Raw genomic sequence first — 20,050 nt, forward strand, 5'->3', positions numbered from 1 at the left:
CTAAGTCCCCTATGCCCTTAACCGCTGTTACAACACGTAGCTGTTGTGTTCGTCGCCCTCACCGAGCAACAGCACTTCGTCAAGACTGGTGACACCTTGCAGTGCCAACTCCATCGCCGACTCGATAAGCGGTTTGTACCCCGGAGATTGACGGGCTATCTGACTAAAGTGCACCGCATCACCGGCACGCAATGCATCCATCATATCCGGGCGCATTTCCAATAGCTCAAACACACCAATACGACCACGGTAACCGGTGAAGTTACAGGTCTGGCAGCCTCGTCCTTTGCGGAAAACGGTTTCTGTTAAGTGCGGGAAGCGAGCCATCAGCCATTGCTGCTTGTCTGGCTCAACATCATGCTCAGTCGCACAATCTTTGCAGACCCGGCGAACCAAGCGCTGGGCCAATACCGCACGTACCGCACTGGCAACCAAATAACCCGGCGCTTCCATATCGATCATGCGCAGGGCACTGTCGACCGCATCATTGGTGTGCAACGTCGACAAAACCAAGTGACCGGTCAGGGCAGAGCGCAAACCAATTTCTACAGTTTCCTGATCGCGCATCTCACCGACCAAGATGATATCGGGATCCTGACGCAGGAAAGTACGCAGGATCGACGAGAAATTAAGGCCGATCTTGCTGTTAACCTGTACCTGATTAACCCTTGGCAATCGGTATTCCACCGGATCTTCGGCAGTGATCAGTTTCTTGCCTGGCTGGTTCAACTCACTGAGCGCGCCGTACAAGGTAGTGGTCTTGCCCGAACCTGTCGGACCGGTAACCAAAATCATGCCGTGCGGCCTACGCAGCTGGCGGCGGAAGCGCAACAAGATGTCTTCCGGCATACCGATCTGCTCAAGACTGAGGATCCCCGCCGACTGGTTAAGTAAACGCATGACCACTGACTCGCCGTGCTGAACCGGCATGGTCGAAAGACGGACATCGACTGACTGGCCGCGCACCGTCATATTGAATCGGCCATCTTGTGGCAAACGCTTCTCGGAAATATCCAGGCTACCCATCAGTTTCAAGCGCAGCACCAGCGCCGAGGCCACGCCGGATTCTTTAAGCAGGGTTTCATGCAGTACGCCATCAATACGCTGGCGGATACGCAGCACATCACTGTCCGGCTCGATATGGATATCCGATGCGCCTACCTGGATAGCATCCTCAAACAGCGAGTTGATCAGCTTAACAACGGTAACTTCATCATTGTCGTTATCGTCCAGGCCAAAGGCATATTCAGAATGGTGCTGGTGCTCAGCCTGAAGCTGCTCAGCAAAAGAAACAATTTCCTGAGTACGGCGGTAGTAGCGATCGAAGGCGGTGATCAACTGACGCTCTGAGGCAATGACCAGCTCGATACGGTATTGGCCAAGCTGATCGTAGACCGCTTCCTGTGCGGCCAAGTCCGCCGGATCGCTCATGGCAACCCGTACCATACCGTCCTGTTCGCTGATCACCAGCGCCCGCAAACGACGAGCATGCACTTCGGCTAGCAAGGCGACGGCATTGGTATCTACCGTCAGACGGTTAAGATCCACCAAAGGGATATCCAGCTGGCGGGAGAGGAACTGCAGCATCTGCTGCTCGCTCAAGAACCCCATGCTGATCAGCGTATCACCGAGCTTACGACCGGTAGATTGCTGATTGTCCAACGCCTGCTCAAGCATGTCTTGAGAAACAATGCCCTCTTCAATCAACAGATCGCCGAGGCGTTTACGAAGTCGAAGTGCCATGGTTACCCCTTACTCTTTGCCAGCACGGCCAGACGTTGACGAATAAACTGCTGCGTTTCACCGGAGATCTGTCCCATGCGCAGCGCTTGCTGGTAGGCTTCCTCGGCCTGATCCCACTCTTGACCTCGCTCTAGTGCAACACCAAGCCCTAACCACCAGCGGCCATCGTAAGGCTCGGCTTTTACCAAGTTGTGGTAACTGCTCAGCGCCAAATCATTTTGGTTAAGCTGCTGGGCCAAGGCACCACGCATCGCCAAATAGCCACTATGGGCATAAGGAGGCATCTGGCTGAGCACACTCAATGCCGCCTGTTGCTGTGATTCATTCACGAGCAATTTTGCCATGGTCAAACGCAGATCGGGTTGGCCCGAGTCCAACGCCAGGCCTTGCTGCAAGGACGCCATTGCGCGGCGGGTTTCACCCCGGCCGTAATACAGCGCAGCGAGTTTCTGGCGCGCGGTGGTCCATTCCGGGTTATATTTGACGGCTGACTCCAGGTAACCAATCGCCTTACGGCTATCACCTTGTTTTAACGCCTTTTCCGCTTTGTTGTATTCGATACGAGCCAGCTGTCCGGCATCAAGCTCAACGGTTTCAATCATTAGGCTTTCTTCACCGTCAGCGATATCCATGTCGATACTGTGCTGGAAGTCATCATCAGTAGTCGATGGCTGTGCTTTTGCTGCCACTGGCTTGGCCGTTGCAGGCTTTGTTTTTGGCTCTTTGACTATTAGCTCTTTGGCTTCAGCGTCTTTAACTTCAGGCACTTTAGGTACCGATTTTGTCGGTGCTACATTTTTTGGTAATGGATCTTTTGTTGCTGAAGCTTTTGGTAATGGCTCTTTTGGAACTGGAGCCTTTGATACTGAAGCTTTCGGTACTGATACTTTCGGTGCAGCTGCTTCAGGGGCAGGTGCTTCGGAGTTAAGTTGTTCATCAAGGTTTGCTTCTGGCTCAACAGCAGTAACCTTGGCAATGGACTGTGGTTCTACTACCATTGTGCTTTTGGCTTCAGGTGCTGAAGCGGCTTCTGCCGTCGCTACCGGGCTGACAGCCTTAACGACTTCACTCACCGGCTCGTCACTCTGCCACAACTGCCAGCCGCCAATACCTAGCACAACACCTAGGCTCAGCACACCCAGTGCAGCCCAAGGTTTCAGGTTCGCCTGCTTCACCGGTTTAATCGTTGCCGGTTTGATATCACTGTAAGCCATACTATTTTGCTGGCCCTGCTTGCGGCTTAGCGCACTCAGTTTTTTATTCAGTTCGCTCATGGTCTATTGCCATCCCCACAGTACCGGGTATGTCCATCTTGGCTGGCGTGCGCCCAAGGTATCGCGGATCGCCACGAGCACCTCATCACGCCCAACCAGTAATTTGTTTTCACTGTATGCGGCGATCAACGCCTTATGACACAGCTGGTTAATCAGTCTTGGAATGCCATCACTGGCCTGCCATATCGCCTTACCCTGTGATAAGGAAAATACTTCTTTATCGACACCTGCGGTCTGCAGGCGGTGCTCGATATAGGCAATGGTCTCAGCCAGGTTTAATGGTCTTAATTCACTGCGAAAGGTGATGCGCTGGCGAAACTGACGCAGCTCTTGCCTGGCCAACTGCTTATCGAGCTCGGGCTGACCGAGCAACACAATGTGCAGCAGCTTCTCCTGCTCGGTTTCCAGATTACCCAACAGTCGGATTGCCTCAAGAGCATCATCAGGCAAAGCCTGGGCTTCATCGATTAGCACGACAACAGTTTTGCCTGCCGCCTTTCGGGCCAGCAACGCCTGCTGCAGCCGATCTGCCAACAGGCTGTTATCTCCCTCGCCAGCCAAGCCCAATTCACGGGACAGAGCAACTCGTAATGCCGGGCCACTCTCTGCCGGGGTTGGCAGGTAGGCGAGTTCGAAATGTTCAGGGAGCTGATTGACGAGCATTCGGCACACTAGGGTTTTTCCGGTTCCCACTTCTCCTGCGATCTGGATGATCCCCTCGCCCATTTCCAATGCCGCCAAGGTGGTATCAATCGCCTCCAGGTGCGGAGGCAAGGCATGAAAGAAGTGTGTATTAGGTGTCAGGCCAAAAGGCACAGACACCATACCGAAATGCTCGAGGTACATGGTTTAGCCTTCTTCAGGGAACCATTCATTGATCAGCGCACGGGAGCGCTCGACTTCCTGCTGCCAGGTTTGCTCGCCAACAACAGTAGGCTTGAGCAAGATCACTAGCTCGGTTTTGGTCTGCAGCTTGTTCACGTTGCGGAAAAGGTGACCCAGCATCGGGATGTCACCCAGTAGCGGTACCTTCGACACTTGATCCGAAGTTGCTGATTTCATCAAACCGCCGATCACTACCACATCGCCGGAGCGGGCGTGAATCACCGAATCTGACTCGCGGATAGAGCTCTTGGCCAGCGGCAGCTGGTAGGTGCCGAAGGTCTCGCCAAGTGCAATGTCACGCACTTCAGTTTCGACATCGATAACCGCTGGGTGGACATGGAGCAGGACACTACCCTCATCGCCGATCTGCGGCGTAACATCTAGAGATATTCCCGAGAAGAAAGGCGTCAACTCGATATCCGGCGAGGCCGTGCCGCCGTCACTGTTGACTTCACCGCCGGACACATCGGTCACGAAATACTGATCGCTACCGACCTTGATCACCGCTTTCTGGTTATTGGCCGCCGTAACACGCGGGCTGGATAGTACGTTCAAGTCGCCCTGGGTATCCAAGAAACTCAACACCGCATCGAAGTTACCATCAGAGATGGTAATGTTGGTCTGGCCGCCAAGCAGCGCGGCAATCGGATCGGCCCCCGGCAAGGTCGGGATATTGCCGTTACTAAGGTCACCGCGGCCAAAAATAATTTCAGTCCCACCGATAGTTTTGGTGATATTGCTCCAGTTGATGCCCTGCTGGTAGCCATCACTCAAGGTCACTTCCATGATCTTGGCTTCCAGTACCACCTGGCGCTTTAGGCGCATTTGAGAAACACCGAGGAACTCCTTAACTTCGCGCAATTCGTTCGGGTAAGCACGGACTGAAATCAAGCTCGCCTGCGGTGAAACCACAATACTGCGGCCTTGGCCGCTGCCAATCATCGCCTGTACGGCTTTTTCTAGCTGGGCCCAGAAGTCACTTTCCGATGTGGTCTGGATTGTGGTGCCACCGGTGGTCGTGCTGGAGCTATTGTTGTTGCTGCTGTTATTGTTGTTTCCACTGTTGTTGGAACTGCTACTTGAACTGCCGGAGTTGCCAGAATCACTGTTGGTGATAGAGCCGGTTGTCAGCGTGGTCAGAGAGACACCACGGCGCTGTAGCTGAAGGTAATCCACCGGGATCACTTCGGTACGCAACGTTGCCGGGAAAACCTGGATAATATTGCCTTTACGGGTGGTGTTGTAGCCGTAGATGTCAGAGACCACGGACAACACTTCATCAAGCGTCACATCGCGCAAAGTCAGGGAGATACGGCCCTGAACGTCAGGATGGATCACCATATTAAAAGGCGTGCCTTTGACCAGGCTACCGAAAAACGCCTTGGCTTCAACATTGCGAGCATTGACCCGAAAGCGCTTTTCAAGCACTGTCTGGCTGGCATAGTCCATCCCATCAAGGCCCGGCATCAAATCATTGCTGACTGCTGTCGGTAAGTCCATCAACGGCCGGCTGTTCGCTTCATTGGCGGCCTGATTGAGGGCACCTTTCATTTCCACCGGGTCACGGTGTCCCATATTGGTCGAGCATCCTGCCAGGGAAGCCATGACAACGGCTATTATTAATCCACGCATGTTTACCACTTCTTGTTCTACTCTGACTTTACGTTATCGGCGAACATATCCAGTCGCCACTGCCGACCACCCCGTTGCAAGATGACGTAATCATCCGTCACCTGACTCAAGGTATAACCGCTGATCCGCCCGCCGGTTCCGACAGACACACTGTTAAGAACCGCCCGGCATGCCTGACCATCCTGATCACAAAAAATGCCCTGCAGCTGCGGCAGGCGAGCCCGTGAAGGGCTGGGCTTGACCGCTGGAGCCTGCCTCCCGAGAGGCGCTGTCGGATCCTTCGCGGCCTGTGCCGGTACCAGTGACATCATCAGCCATGCCACGGCTATCACTGCTAATCTAACCACCAATAAAGTCCTCGCTTACTCCGAGTGTGTAGACTTCCAATTGGATATCGGCCCAAGGATAGTTATCTACTTTGTAATCCAAACTGCGCCAGTAGTACTGAACCGGCAGCGCTTCCAACTGTTCGAGATAGCTGATCAAATCAAAATAGCGGCCTCGCAGGCTCAGTCGAACCGGATGGATGTAGTAGCCATTATCTTCCCCGCCAACCAACTGGACTGGCGGTAAGGATTCCAGCGACAGCAGCTTGAGCTTGCGCGAATGCTGAAGCACTTTTTCCATCAGCGCCGACATCTGCACCGGGGTCACCAAGCTTGACACCCGGCCATCTAGCTGAGCATCAAGTTCGGCATTCTCCTGCTCCAGCAAGATGATCTGCTCATCGATTTCGGTATCAGGATCGCCTTTGAGCTTGCGCTGCATTACTAGCAACTGATTACTGTTGGTGATCAACGCATTCTTAACCGATTGCAGCTGCCCTTTGGCTGCGTCAACGGCTTTCATCTGGGGCTCGATAATGGCAACAAAGCCGACAAACAGCAGGCCTATCCATCCCGACAGCGCGATCAGCCACTTTTCACGCTTGGTCAGCAATTCATATTTGTCACATAGCGTCTGCCACTGGTTCATTGGGCGACTCCTTGCGTACCTGCTTGCGCTGCTGGCTGATTTCGCTCCGCCAGCAACTTGAAGGTCACGATATTCTGTTTGTTTCTGCCCAAAGACATCAGTTTGAAACGGCGGTCAGACAGTGATGGGTACTGCTTAAACTGCTGCAGCCAGGCCGGCACCGCATCCGGACTGCGAGCCAAGCCTTCGAGGTTGAGCTGCGGCCCTTTGACCTTTAGGTGCTGGACTGAGATATCACCGCTCGCTGCCGCCGACAGCTGCTGCATCATGCCGGCATAACCGACTTGCAAGCTGCTGTCATGCAAGGCAATCGCCTCAAGCGCAGCACGCTTGTCAGCCAGATGTTGCTCCAAGCCCTGGGCTACATCCACTTTGATTTGGCTCGGCAAGTGCTTTGCCAAAGCGGCTTTGGCCTGCTCGACTTCGGCGGACTTTTGCTGGAGCCGTTGCTTATCGGCTGCCAGCTCCTGCTGCTGTTGGTAACCCTGCCAGCTGAACCAACCCGCCAACGCCCCCAACATCACAGTGATAGCGACCCAGCTCATCACAATATTGGGAAGAGTCAGTAGCTCAAGCTTTGGCTTCAGGGCGTCACTGTAAAAATTAATGCCGACCTGCTCGGGCTCAATCACCGCGCAATAGGCCACGCGTACGGCATTGCTTGCCAATGAAGGGTGTGAAGGCGTAACAGGTTCAACCTTAACGTTGAGGCGCTGACTCAAAGACTGAGCCAGTTCACTGTCATCATCGTCATCGCAAGAGATCAGTAACTGGGTGATCGGGGCGTCACGCAACTGGGCACTGAGGAAGTCCAGCGAACGCTGCAGCTCCAGCGCCAACCCATCAAGCTGTAAACCTTTCTCCAACGACTGGGAATCATCTCTTGCCAGCAATGGCACACTGAAGCCACGCAACTGGCGTTGAAAACACAACACTTGATGCTTAAAGGCCGATAGTTGCAGGTTGGTCTTGCCACGACGATGAAGTACCAACTGGCTACGCTCAAAGGCCGTCAACTGTCCCCACACCACCTCTTCGGCAGACACAGAGAGCAACTCACAACCCGCCTCACGGCAGGCTTTTTCCAGCTGTTCGATTTGTTTTTTCTGAGTCGAAAACGCCTGCAGGCGATCTTTGAGGGGGGCGACAAAACCGTCGGCCACCAGCTCCATTGGCGATTCATTGACAAGCTCCTTAACCAGAAATGGCAAAGCCGTCGGGTACTCTTCCCGTGGCAGTTCCGGCTTGTCGATCAGCATGCTCTGGTATAAGCCGTGGCCTAATACCAAGCGTACCTCTGCCCCTTTGAGCTGGTGTTTTTCGATCAGCGAGCGAATAGCATCAGGCCACCCCATTACACCGTTAACCGGTTGCTCATCTGTGGCCCACGCTTTATTTTCCTGATAAACCAAGGCAACAGTATCGGCAAACAGTGCTATCCCCACCGCAGGAGAATGTGTCTTCTTCCTAAATAATTTATTCACTATCATTTCAGGCTTCTTGGGGTTAACGGGCTTATATCAGGAAAAATTGCAGGTACTCAGAATTCTTGACAAGATTGTGTCAATATTTTGACCATTATAATGATAAATCCCTTAATGAATAGTATTTTTTTGCTCTAGCTTGTATTTTTTCCAAACAATTTCCGTGTGTTATTCTTACTTTCAGACTCATGTTCCGCAGATATTTCAGGCGAGAAATAGCGTCCCTGACCACCGTTTACCCCTAACTGCTTAAGAACCTGCCATTCATTGGCATTTTCTACGCCGACAGCTATCACCTGAACATCGGAGTCAGCACAGGCTCCCAACATACTCCTGACGAATAATTGATTCTCCTGGCGCAAGTTGATCTCCCGTACCAAGCTACGGTGCAACTTGATGTAATCGGCACGGATATCTTTTATGTAGTGGGTACTGACGATGGTTCTTCCTGCTTGGTCCACCACCAGCTTACAGCCAAGTCCAACCAGCATCCGGGTAACAGGACGCATGGCATCAAGGTGTTTAACTAGCCCCCCCTCAGGAATTTCAAACGACAGGCGGTTGAGTACCGTGCGCGGGGTCTGCAGCAGTTCGTCCCGCAGCCACTTGACGAAATTCTTCTCGAGCAATGCCTCGACGCTGAGGTTTACCGAAATCGACTCGGTGATAGGCTCGCTCTTGAGCATATGCAGCGCCTTGGTCACCACGCATTGATCCATCCGGGCATTGAAGCCGACCTGCTCGACGGCGGTCAAAAAACGAGAGGCTTTGATCAGCATGCCGTTTTCATCCCTGATCCGTGACAACAGCTCCCGGTGCAACGGGCTGCCATCAACCAGCTGAACCGGCTGCTGGTACAACACCGGTCCGCCGCTGCTGAAAATCGCATCCAGCAGGGTACGCCAGCGTACGCTGCCACGGGCATCTTCAAACTGCTGATCTTTCTTGAACGCATACCAGCTATTGGTGCCCTGCAATTGAGCGCTGCGCAGGGCCATATCCGCCTCGTCCATGATCCGGCCGCGGCGTTCGCCACTGGCACAGTAAGTCACACCGATATGGCACCAGTTATCCGGTTCCAATGGCGCCGGAGGCGAGAGCCTGTCCAGTGCATTCATCAGCGCATTACAGAACTGCTTGACCTCTTTGGCCGGTTGTTGCGGCAGCAATATGGCGAATTCGGCATCGAAGTAACGCGAAAGCACGGTATCAGGGTAACGTTGGATCAGGTTCGACAAGATCCCACCGACATCCTGGATCAGCTCATCCGCCTCCGCTTTGCCCTTATCGGCCAGCAATTCTTCCCAGTCGGTGATCCGGATCAGGATCACTGCACCATGGGTTTCCTGATCCTGCAGCATCGACTGCAGCCGGCTGTCGAACAACACCCGGTTTGCCGCACCAGTCAGCTGATCAAGAAAAGTATGAGTACGGATAAAGGTATCGAACCGGCTCCGCTCCTGCCGGGCATCTTTGAGCTCGGCAATCATCTTATCGAGCGCCAGGCTGGCGGTGGCCGGCCATTCCTGCTCGTCACCGACTTCGTTCTCTTCTACCCTTCCGGCTAGAATCAAGCGCCCACGATGTTCGAGCAACTCAGAGCCGTGCAGCTGACGGCGCAGCCAATCCATCCCCCAGATCAGCCCCAAGATAATGATGGCAACAGCCAAGCTTATCGACGACATCGCCCCGATCGAGTAGGTAAACTCAGTGTAAGGCGGAATGGACTTCATGGTGACGGTAAAGCCCGGATTATGTTCGAGATCATAACGGCTTCTATGGAGGATACTCGGATCCGTCAGCGGCTGTAGACCCTTGAAGGCATAAACGACGCCGGCTTCACTGCCTACTTCCAGTTCGACCACATTGCTGGCCTTGAGCAGTTTGGGCAGCCAGCGAGAAATGGCTTGCGAGCCTTGGGGATCGGCCAACTCCTGATCGATCACTTCCACCACACCATCCAGATAATGGGTCAGGTAATCTTGTCCCAACTTGCGAAAAGTCACCGCCCCGCCAATAAAAATGACGAAAATGGCACAAATAACAATTAATGTGACAAAGGCAACTAGGCGGTTGGTTAACCGCATCCCTGAAGCTTTTCTCATAAGCAGCCAAAAAAACTCTTTTAGTCAAACAGATACCTAGCCAGAGATAATCCCAACAAGGCAAAGGCACGGGCGTATATTGCAAGCAAAATACCATTCAATCGATCATGCTGTCAGTGCTAAAGTCGACAAATTAACAATTTTGTAAACCCCAGTTGGGGCAGAAACAGTCTGAACAGCGTATAAACTCGTGGTAATGTAGGGAAAACGGTATCTTCGGCTCTCCCACCAGCGCGATAGGGTTATTAACAAACATGGATTGGATCACCTGCACCAAAAGCTTTGTCACTGTTGTCGATCAGGGCTCTCTCGCCCAGGCAGCCACCAAGCTCAACACCTCCAGCTCGGCACTCTCCAAGCGCTTGGCGTGGCTTGAAAAACAGCTGGGTGTGCAGTTGCTCAAACGTACCACCCGCAGCCTGACCATGACCGATGCCGGCAGACTGTTCTACCAGCGCAGCGCTCGCTTGCTGGATGACTGGCACCAGATGCTGGCAGAGACAACGTCCACGTATGGCGAAGTCAGTGGTGTATTGCGCATCGGCGCACCTCTGGCCGTTGGCAGCCGCCTGCTGGTCAATTATCTTGCTGAGTTTATCGAGGAATACCCCAATATCCAGGTCGAGCTGCATACCATCACCCCGGGACAATTGCCGGATCTCAACCTGGATGTATTTATCAGCAAGGAGTTGGCGGACTTCAATTCATCGAGCTACATTGCCACCAAGCTGTTTAACTACAGCAATGGCTTCTATGCCTCTCCGTCTTATCTCGAGGATAAACCGCTAATAGAAAGACCAGAACAACTCACCCAGCACAACTGCCTGATGTATGGGACTCACGGTCATGAGCAGGAACACCTGTTCGAAAACGATATTCGCCTGCGGCTCAAGGGAAACTTCACCACCCAGAACCCGGAGGCTTTGGTTGCCGCTGCCGTAGCGGGAATGGGGATCATCCTGGCAGGGGAAAACACGGTCAAACGCGAGCTCAGCAAAGGCTTGCTGGTGCCGGTATTACCTAAGCTAAAACAACCCGTCAATTCAGCCTATGCCTACTACCCGAAGCTGGACTACAACCATGTCAAAACCAAGTTGTTCATTGATTTTATCAAGGCCAAATCCAACCCGGCCCACAGCTCATAACTATGACCTTAAATATTTAGAGCTATAACAAGCAATAAAAAGCCCCGCATCGGCGAGGCTTAATATCTTGGTCAACGACCTAACAACACAGCAAGTGTTTAGAACGGAATATCGTCGTCGAAATCCATTGGTGGCTCGTTGTACTGAGGCTGAGGAGCGGCCTGCTGTTGTGGAGCCTGTTGCTGTTGCTGCGGAGCAAAGTTCTGCTGAGGTGCCGCTGCTGGCTGCTGAGGCTGACCCCAACCACCTTGCTGCTGTTGGCCACCCATTGGTGCGCCCATACCCTGGCCACCGCCCTGACGGCCACCAAGCATCTGCATAACACCGTTGAAGCCTTGAACCACAACTTCAGTTGTGTAGCGGTCCTGGCCGCTTTGGTCCTGCCACTTACGGGTCTGCAGCTGACCTTCGATGTATACCTGAGAACCTTTGCGTAGGTACTCACCAGCAACCTCAGCTAATTTGCCGAATAGCGCCACACGGTGCCATTCAGTTTTCTCGCGCTGCTCGCCAGTGTTCTTGTCACGCCAGCTTTCAGAGGTGGCAATGGTAATATTTGCTACTGCACCACCACTTGGCATGTAACGGATTTCCGGATCATTACCCAAGTTACCGACTAGGATAACTTTGTTTACGCCACGACTGGCCATAGTTCACTCCGATCTCATTATCGGTGCTGGGGAAAGGCCAGCGACCGTTATTGAAAGTTTATACTTAATCGCGCAGTCTATCATGCTTCACCCCTGATCGAACAGGGTTGAATCCGAGTAAAATACAGCAAACAGCCACGCGAAGAAGTGACACACAATGATGCTATTATAACCAGCTCACTGTGTTTTTATACAGCTTTTTCTTTCAAGGCCCTGAGCCCTGTGCAATAATGCCGCAGTCATAAATTAGTCAATAAAGCTCATCGATATGGATAACATTGAAGTCAGGGGTGCCCGTACCCATAACCTCAAGAACATTTCCCTCACGCTGCCTCGGGATCAGCTGATTGTTATCACCGGCCTGTCTGGATCGGGAAAGTCGTCTCTGGCTTTCGACACCCTGTATGCCGAAGGACAGCGACGCTACGTTGAATCGCTGTCGGCCTACGCCCGTCAGTTCCTGTCACTGATGGAAAAACCGGATGTCGACCATATCGAGGGGTTATCCCCTGCGATTTCCATCGAGCAGAAGTCGACCTCGCACAACCCGCGCTCTACGGTCGGGACCATTACCGAGGTATACGATTACCTGCGTTTGCTTTACGCCCGCGTCGGTGAGCCACGCTGCCCGACCCACCATGTTGAGCTAGCCGCCCAAACCGTCAGCCAGATGGTCGACAAGGTGCTTGAACTGCCGGAAGGCAGCAAGATGATGCTGCTGGCACCTATCGTCAAAGAGCGTAAGGGTGAACACGTTAAAACCTTGGCCAATCTTGCCGCGCAGGGTTATATCCGCGCCCGTATCGATGGCGAGGTGTGTGATCTGTCCGATCCACCAACTCTGGAATTGCATAAGAAGCACACCATCGAAGTGGTGGTCGATCGCTTCAAGGTGCGCGATGATCTGCAGCAGCGCCTGGCCGAATCTTTTGAAACCGCACTCGAGCTATCCGGCGGTAACGTGGTTGTCAGCCCGATGACCGACGGCGAGCATGAAGAAATCGTGTTCTCGGCCAACTTTGCCTGCCCGCACTGTGGCTACAGCATGCAGGAGCTGGAACCTCGCCTGTTCTCCTTCAACAACCCTGCCGGTGCCTGTGGTACCTGTGACGGCTTGGGGGTGCAGCAGTTCTTCGATCCTGAGCGTGTGGTGCAAAATGGTGAGCTGAGTCTATCCGGCGGGGCGATCCGCGGCTGGGACAAACGTAACTTCTACTACTTCCAGATGCTAAAATCACTGGCCGAACATTACGGCTTTGATGTAGAAGCGCCATTCGATAGCCTGCCGAAGAAAATCCAGAACGTGATCCTCAGCGGCTCTGGCAAAACAGAAATCGAGTTCAAGTACATCAATGACCGAGGAGATATCACGGTACGCCGCCATCCGTTCGAGGGGATCCTCAACAATATGGAGCGCCGCTACCGCGAGACAGAATCCAACTCGGTACGGGAAGATCTGATCAAGTTTGTTTCGACTAAACCATGTAGCAGCTGTGGCGGCTCGCGTCTTCGCCTGGAAGCCCGCAACGTGTTTATCGCCGATACTACATTACCGACCGTGAGCGAGATGAGTATCAGCGAAGCGATGGACTTCTTCCAGCAACTGGCGCTGACCGGGCAGAAAGCCAAAATCGCCGAGAAGGTCCTGAAGGAAATCAATGACAGGCTGAGCTTCCTGGTCAATGTCGGCCTCAATTATCTCAACCTGTCACGCAGTGCCGAAACCCTCTCCGGCGGTGAAGCCCAGCGGATCCGTTTGGCCAGCCAGATTGGCGCTGGCCTGGTGGGCGTGATGTATGTGCTGGACGAACCGTCAATCGGCCTCCACCAGCGCGACAACGAACGCTTGCTCAAAACCCTGACCCACCTGCGCGATCTCGGCAATACCGTGATTGTGGTCGAGCACGATGAAGATGCTATCCGGATGGCCGACCATGTGATCGATATCGGCCCGGGAGCCGGTGTCCATGGCGGTAATGTGATTGCCGAAGGCAAACTGGCCGATATCGTTGCCAACGATAACTCGCTGACAGGCCAGTACCTCAGCGGCAAGAAATGCATCGCAGTACCGGAACAGCGCGTAGCCATGGATCCTGAGAAGACCGTCAAACTGCTCGGTGCTACCGGCAACAACCTCAAAGATGTCGATGTCGAGATCCCTGTTGGTCTACTAACCTGTATTACCGGGGTATCCGGCTCGGGCAAGTCGACCCTGATCAACGATACCTTCTTCCAGATCGCCCACCACCAGCTCAACGGGGCGACATCAGGCCAGGCGGCGCCGTATCGTGAAATCCAGGACTTGGAGCACTTCGACAAGGTCATTGATATCGACCAGAGCCCGATTGGCCGTACGCCACGCTCTAACCCTGCCACCTATACCGGGATCTTCACCCCGATCCGCGAACTGTTTGCCGGTACCCAGGAATCACGTTCGCGCGGTTACAAACCGGGCCGCTTCAGCTTCAATGTCAAGGGTGGCCGCTGTGAGGCGTGTCAGGGCGACGGGGTGATCAAGGTAGAGATGCACTTCCTGCCGGATGTCTATGTGCCTTGTGATGCCTGTAAGGGCAAGCGCTACAACCGCGAAACGCTGGAGGTACGCTACAAGGGCAAGACCATCGACGAAGTGTTGGAGCTAACGGTCGAAGATGCCCGCGAGTTCTTCGATGCGGTTCCTGCCATTGCAAGAAAGCTGCAGACCTTGATAGATGTTGGCTTGTCGTATATCCGTTTGGGCCAGGCGGCAACTACGCTGTCAGGCGGTGAAGCGCAGCGGGTCAAACTGGCTCGCGAACTGTCCAAGCGCGATACCGGCAAGACCTTGTACATCCTGGATGAGCCGACCACCGGCCTGCACTTCCATGATATCCAGCAGTTGCTCAATGTCCTCCACCGCCTGCGTGACCACGGCAACACCATCGTGGTGATCGAGCACAACCTTGATGTGATCAAGACCGCCGACTGGATCATCGACCTTGGTCCCGAAGGCGGTAGCGGTGGCGGTGAAATCATTGCAACAGGCACGCCAGAACAAGTGGCGCAGATCGCAGGATCGCACACTGCACGCTTCCTCAAGCCTTTGCTGCCGGAATGAACGCCAGTACAATAGCTCAGGCAACCTAAGCGACGACGATATACCGGGCTTGCATTCAAGCCCGGTTTTGTTTGATTACGACAGTGAGATCCGCGCAACCACCATGACTGTGTTATATGTAAAAGGCACCAACCTTGCCGAGAAAGGGATCAGCAAGCCGATGATAAAGCCCTTCTTGGTGTCACTCGGGTTCTTGTTCCTACTCGCGATGCATTACTTCCAGCATAATCCCGGCGGTTCCGGGTTGGAGCTCTCATTCAATGCCATGAGCTGGATCCCGTTCAGCTTTGCTATTGCCTTTGGCCTATTGGAGATTTGCCGCCAGCGGGTATGGCGCTACTCGAGGCTGACTATTGTCTTGGCTGTTTGCTGCGTACTGCTCACCCTCCCGGTATTCTACCCCAATGCCGATGTCGGCCAGAGCCTACCAAGGCTACTTGGCTTATGGGCCGGCCTACTATTCTTCGTCGGCTTACAACAATTTTCTTTCAACCACAAGCGGCGCCAGCGCATGCTGTGGTTTGTTCTTGCTGCCGTCTGGATCCAATCTGGCTTCGGCTGGGTACAATTCATGCTTCTCGAGCCGGGCAACCCTATTGGCTACGACACCGTGGCTAACCGCCCATATGGTATTTTCCAACAACCCAACGTCATGGCCAGTTTCCTCGCCACCGGCTTGGTGCTATCTGGCTACCTGCTGGCGCGCATCCCGATGTACCGGGGAAAATGGAGCTGGCAGCAATGCTTCTTGCTACTGACACCTGTTGTCACTTTGCCGCTGCTGGTTGTATTGAGCTCACGGACCGGCTGGCTCGGTGCCGTGGTCGGTACCCTGCTGCTGATCCCGTATCTGCGCCGCTTTGCTGCCAAGGCACAATGGCGAATGTGGCTGCTGATGATAGTACTGGGGCTCAGTGTTTCCTGGCACATCAACAGCTCAGCAGGTTGGTCCCCTCAGGAAAACCGCTTGAGCTTGGTCAGTGCCCGTGCGATGCATATTCCACAAGCAGTCAATATGTTCCTCACCCAGCCACTAACTGGCTACGGCTACGGCACGTTCGAGGTCAGTTATATTACCCAAACAGCAAGGTGGCACCACGATAACCCGGACAACCCGGCCGGTATGGCAGCCCTCACTCATCCACACAACGAGCTGGTATTCTGGGCCGCAGAAGGGGGGATCATACCTCTACTTGCGCTGTTGGCAGCCGCGGCGGCAGTATTTCTCAAAATAAAGAAAGCCCGGGAAGGGACCCAGCTGGCTCTGATCGGCCTATTTTTCCCTATCGTCTTGCATTCCCAACTGGAGTACCCGTTCTACCATTCTCTGGTTCACTGGGTGATTTTCATCTTGCTGATTTATTGGGTCGATAACCTAACGGCCAAGTACTACAAGAAGCAGATGGACTACATCCTATCGATCAGGGCCCTGGTACTGAGCGTCCCGCTCATCACCACCGGATTTATGGTGACGACACTATATTCGGGTGCTCAGCTGACCAAATACGAAACCAGCCATCCGGCCAATGTCGATCACCTGCTGCGGGTCAACAATCCATGGGCTTGGCAAAACCGCTTCGAATGGGATTTGCACCTCACCCAACTGCAACTTGGTATCGCCAGCGAGAACCCTGTTTTAATCCAGGAATACATCAACTGGGCGCAACAAAAAGCCAAACACTGGCCCCGTCCAGATCTGTACCAAAACCTGATCACTGCCCATGGCCAGCTTGGACAACAGAAACAGGCCGCACAAATTCTTGATGAGGCTCGCTACCTCTACCCTGGACACAAATTCGCTTTGCCAACTACGACTAAGGCACAAGCAACAGAACGTGAAGCTGATAAATCCGCTCCTTAAAGACAAAAATGGCTACCTTGAGGTAGCCATTTTTTTACTATCGATAATGTTGGTATCGAAGCGCAGATTTATTTCAGCGTAGTTTCCAGTGCACGCAAACACAAAGCAACGTTTTCACTGCGAGCCGCATAGCCCATCAAGCCGATACGCCAGGCTTTACCTGCCAGAGCGCCAAGGCCAGCACCAATTTCTAGGTTATAACGCTCAAGAAGGGTCTTTCTGACTTCCGCATCATCAACACCGTCAGGAATGTAGACCGCGTTCAACTGCGGCAGGCGGTGCGCCTCATCCACGACGAACTCAATACCTAACTGCTCAAGGCCTTCACGAAGTTCCAGGTGGGCATCTTTATGGCGCTGCCAAGCATTTTCCAACCCTTCGTTTTGCAACAATACCAAGGCTTCATGCAGGGCATACAGGCTATTGACCGGCGCAGTATGGTGATAACTACGTTTGCCTTTACCACTCCAGTAGCCTAGTACCAAGCTCTGGTCGAGGAACCAGCTCTGTACTGGTGCTTGGCGGCTCTGGATTTTAGCCACTGCTTTTTCAGAGAACGTCAGTGGCGATAAACCCGGTACACACGAAAGGCATTTCTGGCTACCGGAATAGACCGCATCCAACTGCCATTCGTCCACCAGCAAAGGAACACCACCTAACGAGGTCACAGCATCCACAATCGTCAAGCAGTCATGCTCTCGGGCCAGCTTGGCAATCGCCTCGGCATCACTCAGCGCACCGGTAGAGGTTTCTGCATGAACAAAAGCAACGATTTTCGCGTCCGGGTTACTTTCCAGAGCCTGGGCTACCAAGGCTGGGTCAACTGGCTCGCCCCAGTTGTTATCGACCATCACGGCAACGCCGCCGCAACGCTCGACATTCTCTCGCATCCGATCGCCAAACACGCCATTGCGGCACACAATCACCTTGTCGCCTGGTTCAACCAAGTTGACGAAACAAGCTTCCATACCGGCACTACCCGGTGCGGATACGGCAATGGTAAAGGTATTTTGAGTTTGGAAAGCGTATTGCAGCAGTTGCTTGAGCTCATCCATCATGCCGATGAATAGCGGATCTAGGTGACCAATGGTTGGACGGCTCAAAGCCTGTAGCACCTGCGGGTAGATATCTGAAGGACCCGGCCCCATAAGGGTTCGCTGTGGTGGGTAGAAGCTACCAATCGTCATTATTATTTTCCTCCCTGGCGGTAAGCGTGACAGTCAATCGTTATTGTAAGGTACTGATTGACTATATCAGCAATGAGCTAATTATGCTTATACCAAATCGTAGCCACCTTCTAGCACAGAGAATCCATCACCATTTGTGACAATTTTTTGCAAAATTTATGCATATTTTATTTCTATGTAATTGACAACATACCTGCAAATCCGGTTCAATGTAGATCGTTTTTTGTTCATCCTGAGGAAGGTTTTTCTCAGGGGCAGACAGAAGAGGAGCGTTACCCAGGTATCTAGGATTGCGGGGCCCCACCCCGAGGCAGTCTGGAGAGGGGGAGTAACGCCGAGATACGGCATGACAGGGGGCATGGCGTATCGGCTACGAAGGTTGAATCCTTCTGGCTGTCATCTATTCACTATGGTAATGAATAGATGGGGAGCTTCTGGTTGTTGTACCGGTTTACAATCTTACCTTTTTGCTCTCCTGACTTTTGTCGGGACTACCATCCCGAGCCCCCTGTTAATTGCGTTTATACTCTTTATTACTGGGAGACTCGTTGTGAGCTTTGTCGAAAATAACTTTACTGTTCCTCCACCGATAACCGTAGCGAAATTTGGCGGTACTAGCGTAGCCGATCATGCCGCCATGAGCCGAAGTGCCACGATCATCAAGGACAACCCTGCTGCCAAAGTAGTTTTGATCAGTGCCTGTTTCGGCGTTACCAACCTGTTAGTTGAACTTGCAAACGGAATTGCCGATAACGAGCAGCGCTCCCAACGGCTACATAAATTGACTTCTATTCACCAGAACATTATCGACAACCTGGCCCAGCCAGACGCTGTCGCTGGCCACATAGAACAACTTATCAATAACGTGGCAAGCCTAGCAGAACAGGCCGCCGAAGCACCATCGACCAAGCTGACCGATCAGCTGGTTGCCCATGGTGAACTGTTGTCGACACACTTATTTACCCAAATTCTCAACGAAATGGGGGCGACAGCCCAACGTTTCGATATTCGCTCTGTCATGCGTACCGACAGCCAGTTCGGCAAAGCCATCCCGGAAATCGGCACCATCCGCCAACTGGCTGATGACCAGCTCCAGCCACTGCTGGAAGGCGAGACCATTATCGTCTCCCAAGGCTTTATCGGCTCAGACAGCAGCGGCGAAACCACGACCCTAGGCCGTGGTGGCAGTGATTACAGCGCCGCCCTTGTTGCCGAGGCCATCAGTGCCGGAACCCTTGAGATCTGGACTGACGTACCGGGCATGTACACTACCGACCCGCGTATCACCGCCAATGCCAAGCCAATCAGCGAGATCAGCTTCAGCGAAGCTTCTGAAATGGCCAATTTTGGCGCCAAGATCCTGCACCCGTCGACCCTGCTACCAGCGGTCCGTCAGCAGATCCCGGTTTTCATCGGCTCCTCCAAAGCGCCTGAGCAAGGCGGTACCTGGATCCGCCAGAAAGTCAGCGAGCCGCCGAAATTCCGTGCCTTGGCACTGCGCTGTAACCAGACCATGGTTACCCTGACCAGCCTGAATATGTTCCACGCCTACGGTTTCCTATCAGAAGTATTCCGCATTCTGGCCGAGCATAAGATTTCGGTTGATTTGATCACGACCTCTGAAGTCAGTGTGTCACTGACCCTGGACCAAACCGATACCGGCGGGGGTGCGCCTAGCCTGCCTGCTACGGCTATGGAGCAACTCAGCAAGCTGTGCCGAGTAGAAGTCGAGCAAGACCTTTGCCTGGTTGCCTTGATCGGTAACGAACTCGGAGATGCCCCAGGCGCGGCAACCCAGGTATTCAGCCGTTTGGATGACTACAGCCCGCGTATGATCTGCTTCGGTGCCAGCACCCACAACCTGTGTTTCCTGGTGAAAACGGAAGAGTCTCGCGAAGTGATCAAGGTTTTGCACCACGGTCTATTCGAGTAAGGCGAAACGGATCAGGTTCTGATTCGCAGACAAGAAAAAGGCGCTCAATGAGCGCCTTTTTTAATGTTGTTCTGTTGCT

Annotated in this window: 14 protein-coding genes and 1 riboswitch; of the genes, 4 read left to right on the forward strand and 10 right to left on the reverse strand. The window is 53.4% G+C overall.

Annotation, left to right across the window (positions count from 1 at the left end; translation table 11 throughout):
- Positions 1-27: 27 nt before the first annotated feature.
- The 8 genes from R2X38_RS18255 to csrD all read right to left on the reverse strand — a co-directional run bounded on the left by R2X38_RS18255 (position 28) and on the right by csrD (position 10,098).
- Complete coding sequence (locus R2X38_RS18255) at positions 28-1,743, reverse strand: GspE/PulE family protein (protein ID WP_317523759.1); 1,716 nt, start codon at positions 1,741-1,743, stop codon at positions 28-30.
- 2 nt (positions 1,744-1,745) lie between these two features.
- Entirely contained in the window at positions 1,746-3,017 is a 1,272-nt protein-coding gene (locus R2X38_RS18260) for a tetratricopeptide repeat protein (RefSeq protein WP_317523760.1), read from the reverse strand.
- A 3-nt stretch (positions 3,018-3,020) separates the two neighbouring features.
- Positions 3,021-3,863, reverse strand: a complete 843-nt coding sequence (locus R2X38_RS18265; RefSeq protein ID WP_317523761.1) for an ExeA family protein — start codon at positions 3,861-3,863, stop codon at positions 3,021-3,023.
- Between the two features lie 3 nt (positions 3,864-3,866).
- Entirely contained in the window at positions 3,867-5,534 is a 1,668-nt protein-coding gene (mshL, locus tag R2X38_RS18270; RefSeq protein ID WP_317523762.1) for a pilus (MSHA type) biogenesis protein MshL, read from the reverse strand.
- A 17-nt stretch (positions 5,535-5,551) separates the two neighbouring features.
- Positions 5,552-5,881: an MSHA biogenesis protein MshK gene (locus R2X38_RS18275; protein ID WP_317523763.1), complete on the reverse strand. Its 330-nt coding sequence runs from the start codon at positions 5,879-5,881 to the stop codon at positions 5,552-5,554.
- The gene (locus tag R2X38_RS18280) at positions 5,874-6,509 is read right to left on the reverse strand and encodes an MSHA biogenesis protein MshJ (RefSeq protein ID WP_317523764.1); all 636 of its coding nucleotides are present in this window, start codon (positions 6,507-6,509) and stop codon (positions 5,874-5,876) included. The genes R2X38_RS18275 and R2X38_RS18280 overlap by 8 nt, the downstream gene beginning before the upstream one ends.
- Positions 6,506-7,999, reverse strand: coding sequence for a PilN domain-containing protein (locus R2X38_RS18285; RefSeq protein WP_317523765.1), 1,494 nt, complete (start codon positions 7,997-7,999; stop codon positions 6,506-6,508). Before R2X38_RS18285 ends, R2X38_RS18280 begins: the two co-directional genes overlap by 4 nt.
- Before the next feature lie 128 nt (positions 8,000-8,127).
- Positions 8,128-10,098, reverse strand: a complete 1,971-nt coding sequence (gene csrD, locus R2X38_RS18290; RefSeq protein ID WP_317523766.1) for an RNase E specificity factor CsrD — start codon at positions 10,096-10,098, stop codon at positions 8,128-8,130.
- Positions 10,099-10,352: 254 nt separating this feature from the next.
- Here csrD and R2X38_RS18295 point away from each other — a divergent pair, with 254 nt between their 5' ends.
- A complete protein-coding gene (locus R2X38_RS18295) occupies positions 10,353-11,243 on the forward strand; it encodes a LysR family transcriptional regulator (protein ID WP_317523767.1) in 891 nt (296 codons plus the stop codon).
- 98 nt (positions 11,244-11,341) lie between these two features.
- Here R2X38_RS18295 and R2X38_RS18300 read toward each other — a convergent pair whose 3' ends face one another.
- Entirely contained in the window at positions 11,342-11,893 is a 552-nt protein-coding gene (locus R2X38_RS18300) for a single-stranded DNA-binding protein (RefSeq protein WP_317523768.1), read from the reverse strand.
- A 268-nt stretch (positions 11,894-12,161) separates the two neighbouring features.
- Here R2X38_RS18300 and uvrA point away from each other — a divergent pair, with 268 nt between their 5' ends.
- Complete coding sequence (gene uvrA / locus R2X38_RS18305) at positions 12,162-14,990, forward strand: excinuclease ABC subunit UvrA (RefSeq protein ID WP_317523769.1); 2,829 nt, start codon at positions 12,162-12,164, stop codon at positions 14,988-14,990.
- Positions 14,991-15,093: 103 nt separating this feature from the next.
- On the forward strand, positions 15,094-16,851 hold the full coding sequence (locus R2X38_RS18310; RefSeq protein ID WP_317523781.1) for a PglL family O-oligosaccharyltransferase: 1,758 nt from the start codon (positions 15,094-15,096) through the stop codon (positions 16,849-16,851).
- A 68-nt stretch (positions 16,852-16,919) separates the two neighbouring features.
- Here the strand turns inward: R2X38_RS18310 and R2X38_RS18315 are convergent, their stop codons facing one another.
- Positions 16,920-18,038, reverse strand: a complete 1,119-nt coding sequence (locus R2X38_RS18315) for an alanine--glyoxylate aminotransferase family protein (RefSeq protein WP_317523770.1) — start codon at positions 18,036-18,038, stop codon at positions 16,920-16,922.
- A 254-nt stretch (positions 18,039-18,292) separates the two neighbouring features.
- Positions 18,293-18,480, forward strand: a riboswitch (Lysine riboswitch).
- Positions 18,481-18,588: 108 nt separating this feature from the next.
- Between R2X38_RS18315 and lysC the strand changes: the two genes are divergently transcribed.
- Positions 18,589-19,971, forward strand: coding sequence for a lysine-sensitive aspartokinase 3 (lysC, locus tag R2X38_RS18320; RefSeq protein WP_317523771.1), 1,383 nt, complete (start codon positions 18,589-18,591; stop codon positions 19,969-19,971).
- The last annotated feature ends 79 nt before the right edge of the window (positions 19,972-20,050 follow it).

It is taken from the genome of Photobacterium rosenbergii (assembly GCF_033022775.1).
Taxonomy (GTDB): domain Bacteria; phylum Pseudomonadota; class Gammaproteobacteria; order Enterobacterales; family Vibrionaceae; genus Photobacterium; species Photobacterium rosenbergii_A.

Excerpts from the sequence above, each read along its gene's own strand:
- R2X38_RS18255 (WP_317523759.1), bottom strand. The coding sequence starts at position 1,743 with ATGGCACTTCGACTTCGTAAACGCCTCGGCGATCTGTTGATTGAAGAG.
- R2X38_RS18260 (WP_317523760.1), bottom strand. The coding sequence starts at position 3,017 with ATGAGCGAACTGAATAAAAAACTGAGTGCGCTAAGCCGCAAGCAGGGC.
- R2X38_RS18265 (WP_317523761.1), bottom strand. The coding sequence starts at position 3,863 with ATGTACCTCGAGCATTTCGGTATGGTGTCTGTGCCTTTTGGCCTGACA.
- mshL (WP_317523762.1), bottom strand. The coding sequence starts at position 5,534 with ATGCGTGGATTAATAATAGCCGTTGTCATGGCTTCCCTGGCAGGATGC.
- R2X38_RS18280 (WP_317523764.1), bottom strand. The coding sequence starts at position 6,509 with ATGAACCAGTGGCAGACGCTATGTGACAAATATGAATTGCTGACCAAG.
- R2X38_RS18285 (WP_317523765.1), bottom strand. The coding sequence starts at position 7,999 with ATGATAGTGAATAAATTATTTAGGAAGAAGACACATTCTCCTGCGGTG.
- csrD (WP_317523766.1), bottom strand. The coding sequence starts at position 10,098 with ATGAGAAAAGCTTCAGGGATGCGGTTAACCAACCGCCTAGTTGCCTTT.
- R2X38_RS18295 (WP_317523767.1), top strand. The coding sequence starts at position 10,353 with ATGGATTGGATCACCTGCACCAAAAGCTTTGTCACTGTTGTCGATCAG.
- R2X38_RS18300 (WP_317523768.1), bottom strand. The coding sequence starts at position 11,893 with ATGGCCAGTCGTGGCGTAAACAAAGTTATCCTAGTCGGTAACTTGGGT.
- uvrA (WP_317523769.1), top strand. The coding sequence starts at position 12,162 with ATGGATAACATTGAAGTCAGGGGTGCCCGTACCCATAACCTCAAGAAC.
- R2X38_RS18310 (WP_317523781.1), top strand. The coding sequence starts at position 15,094 with ATGACTGTGTTATATGTAAAAGGCACCAACCTTGCCGAGAAAGGGATC.
- R2X38_RS18315 (WP_317523770.1), bottom strand. The coding sequence starts at position 18,038 with ATGACGATTGGTAGCTTCTACCCACCACAGCGAACCCTTATGGGGCCG.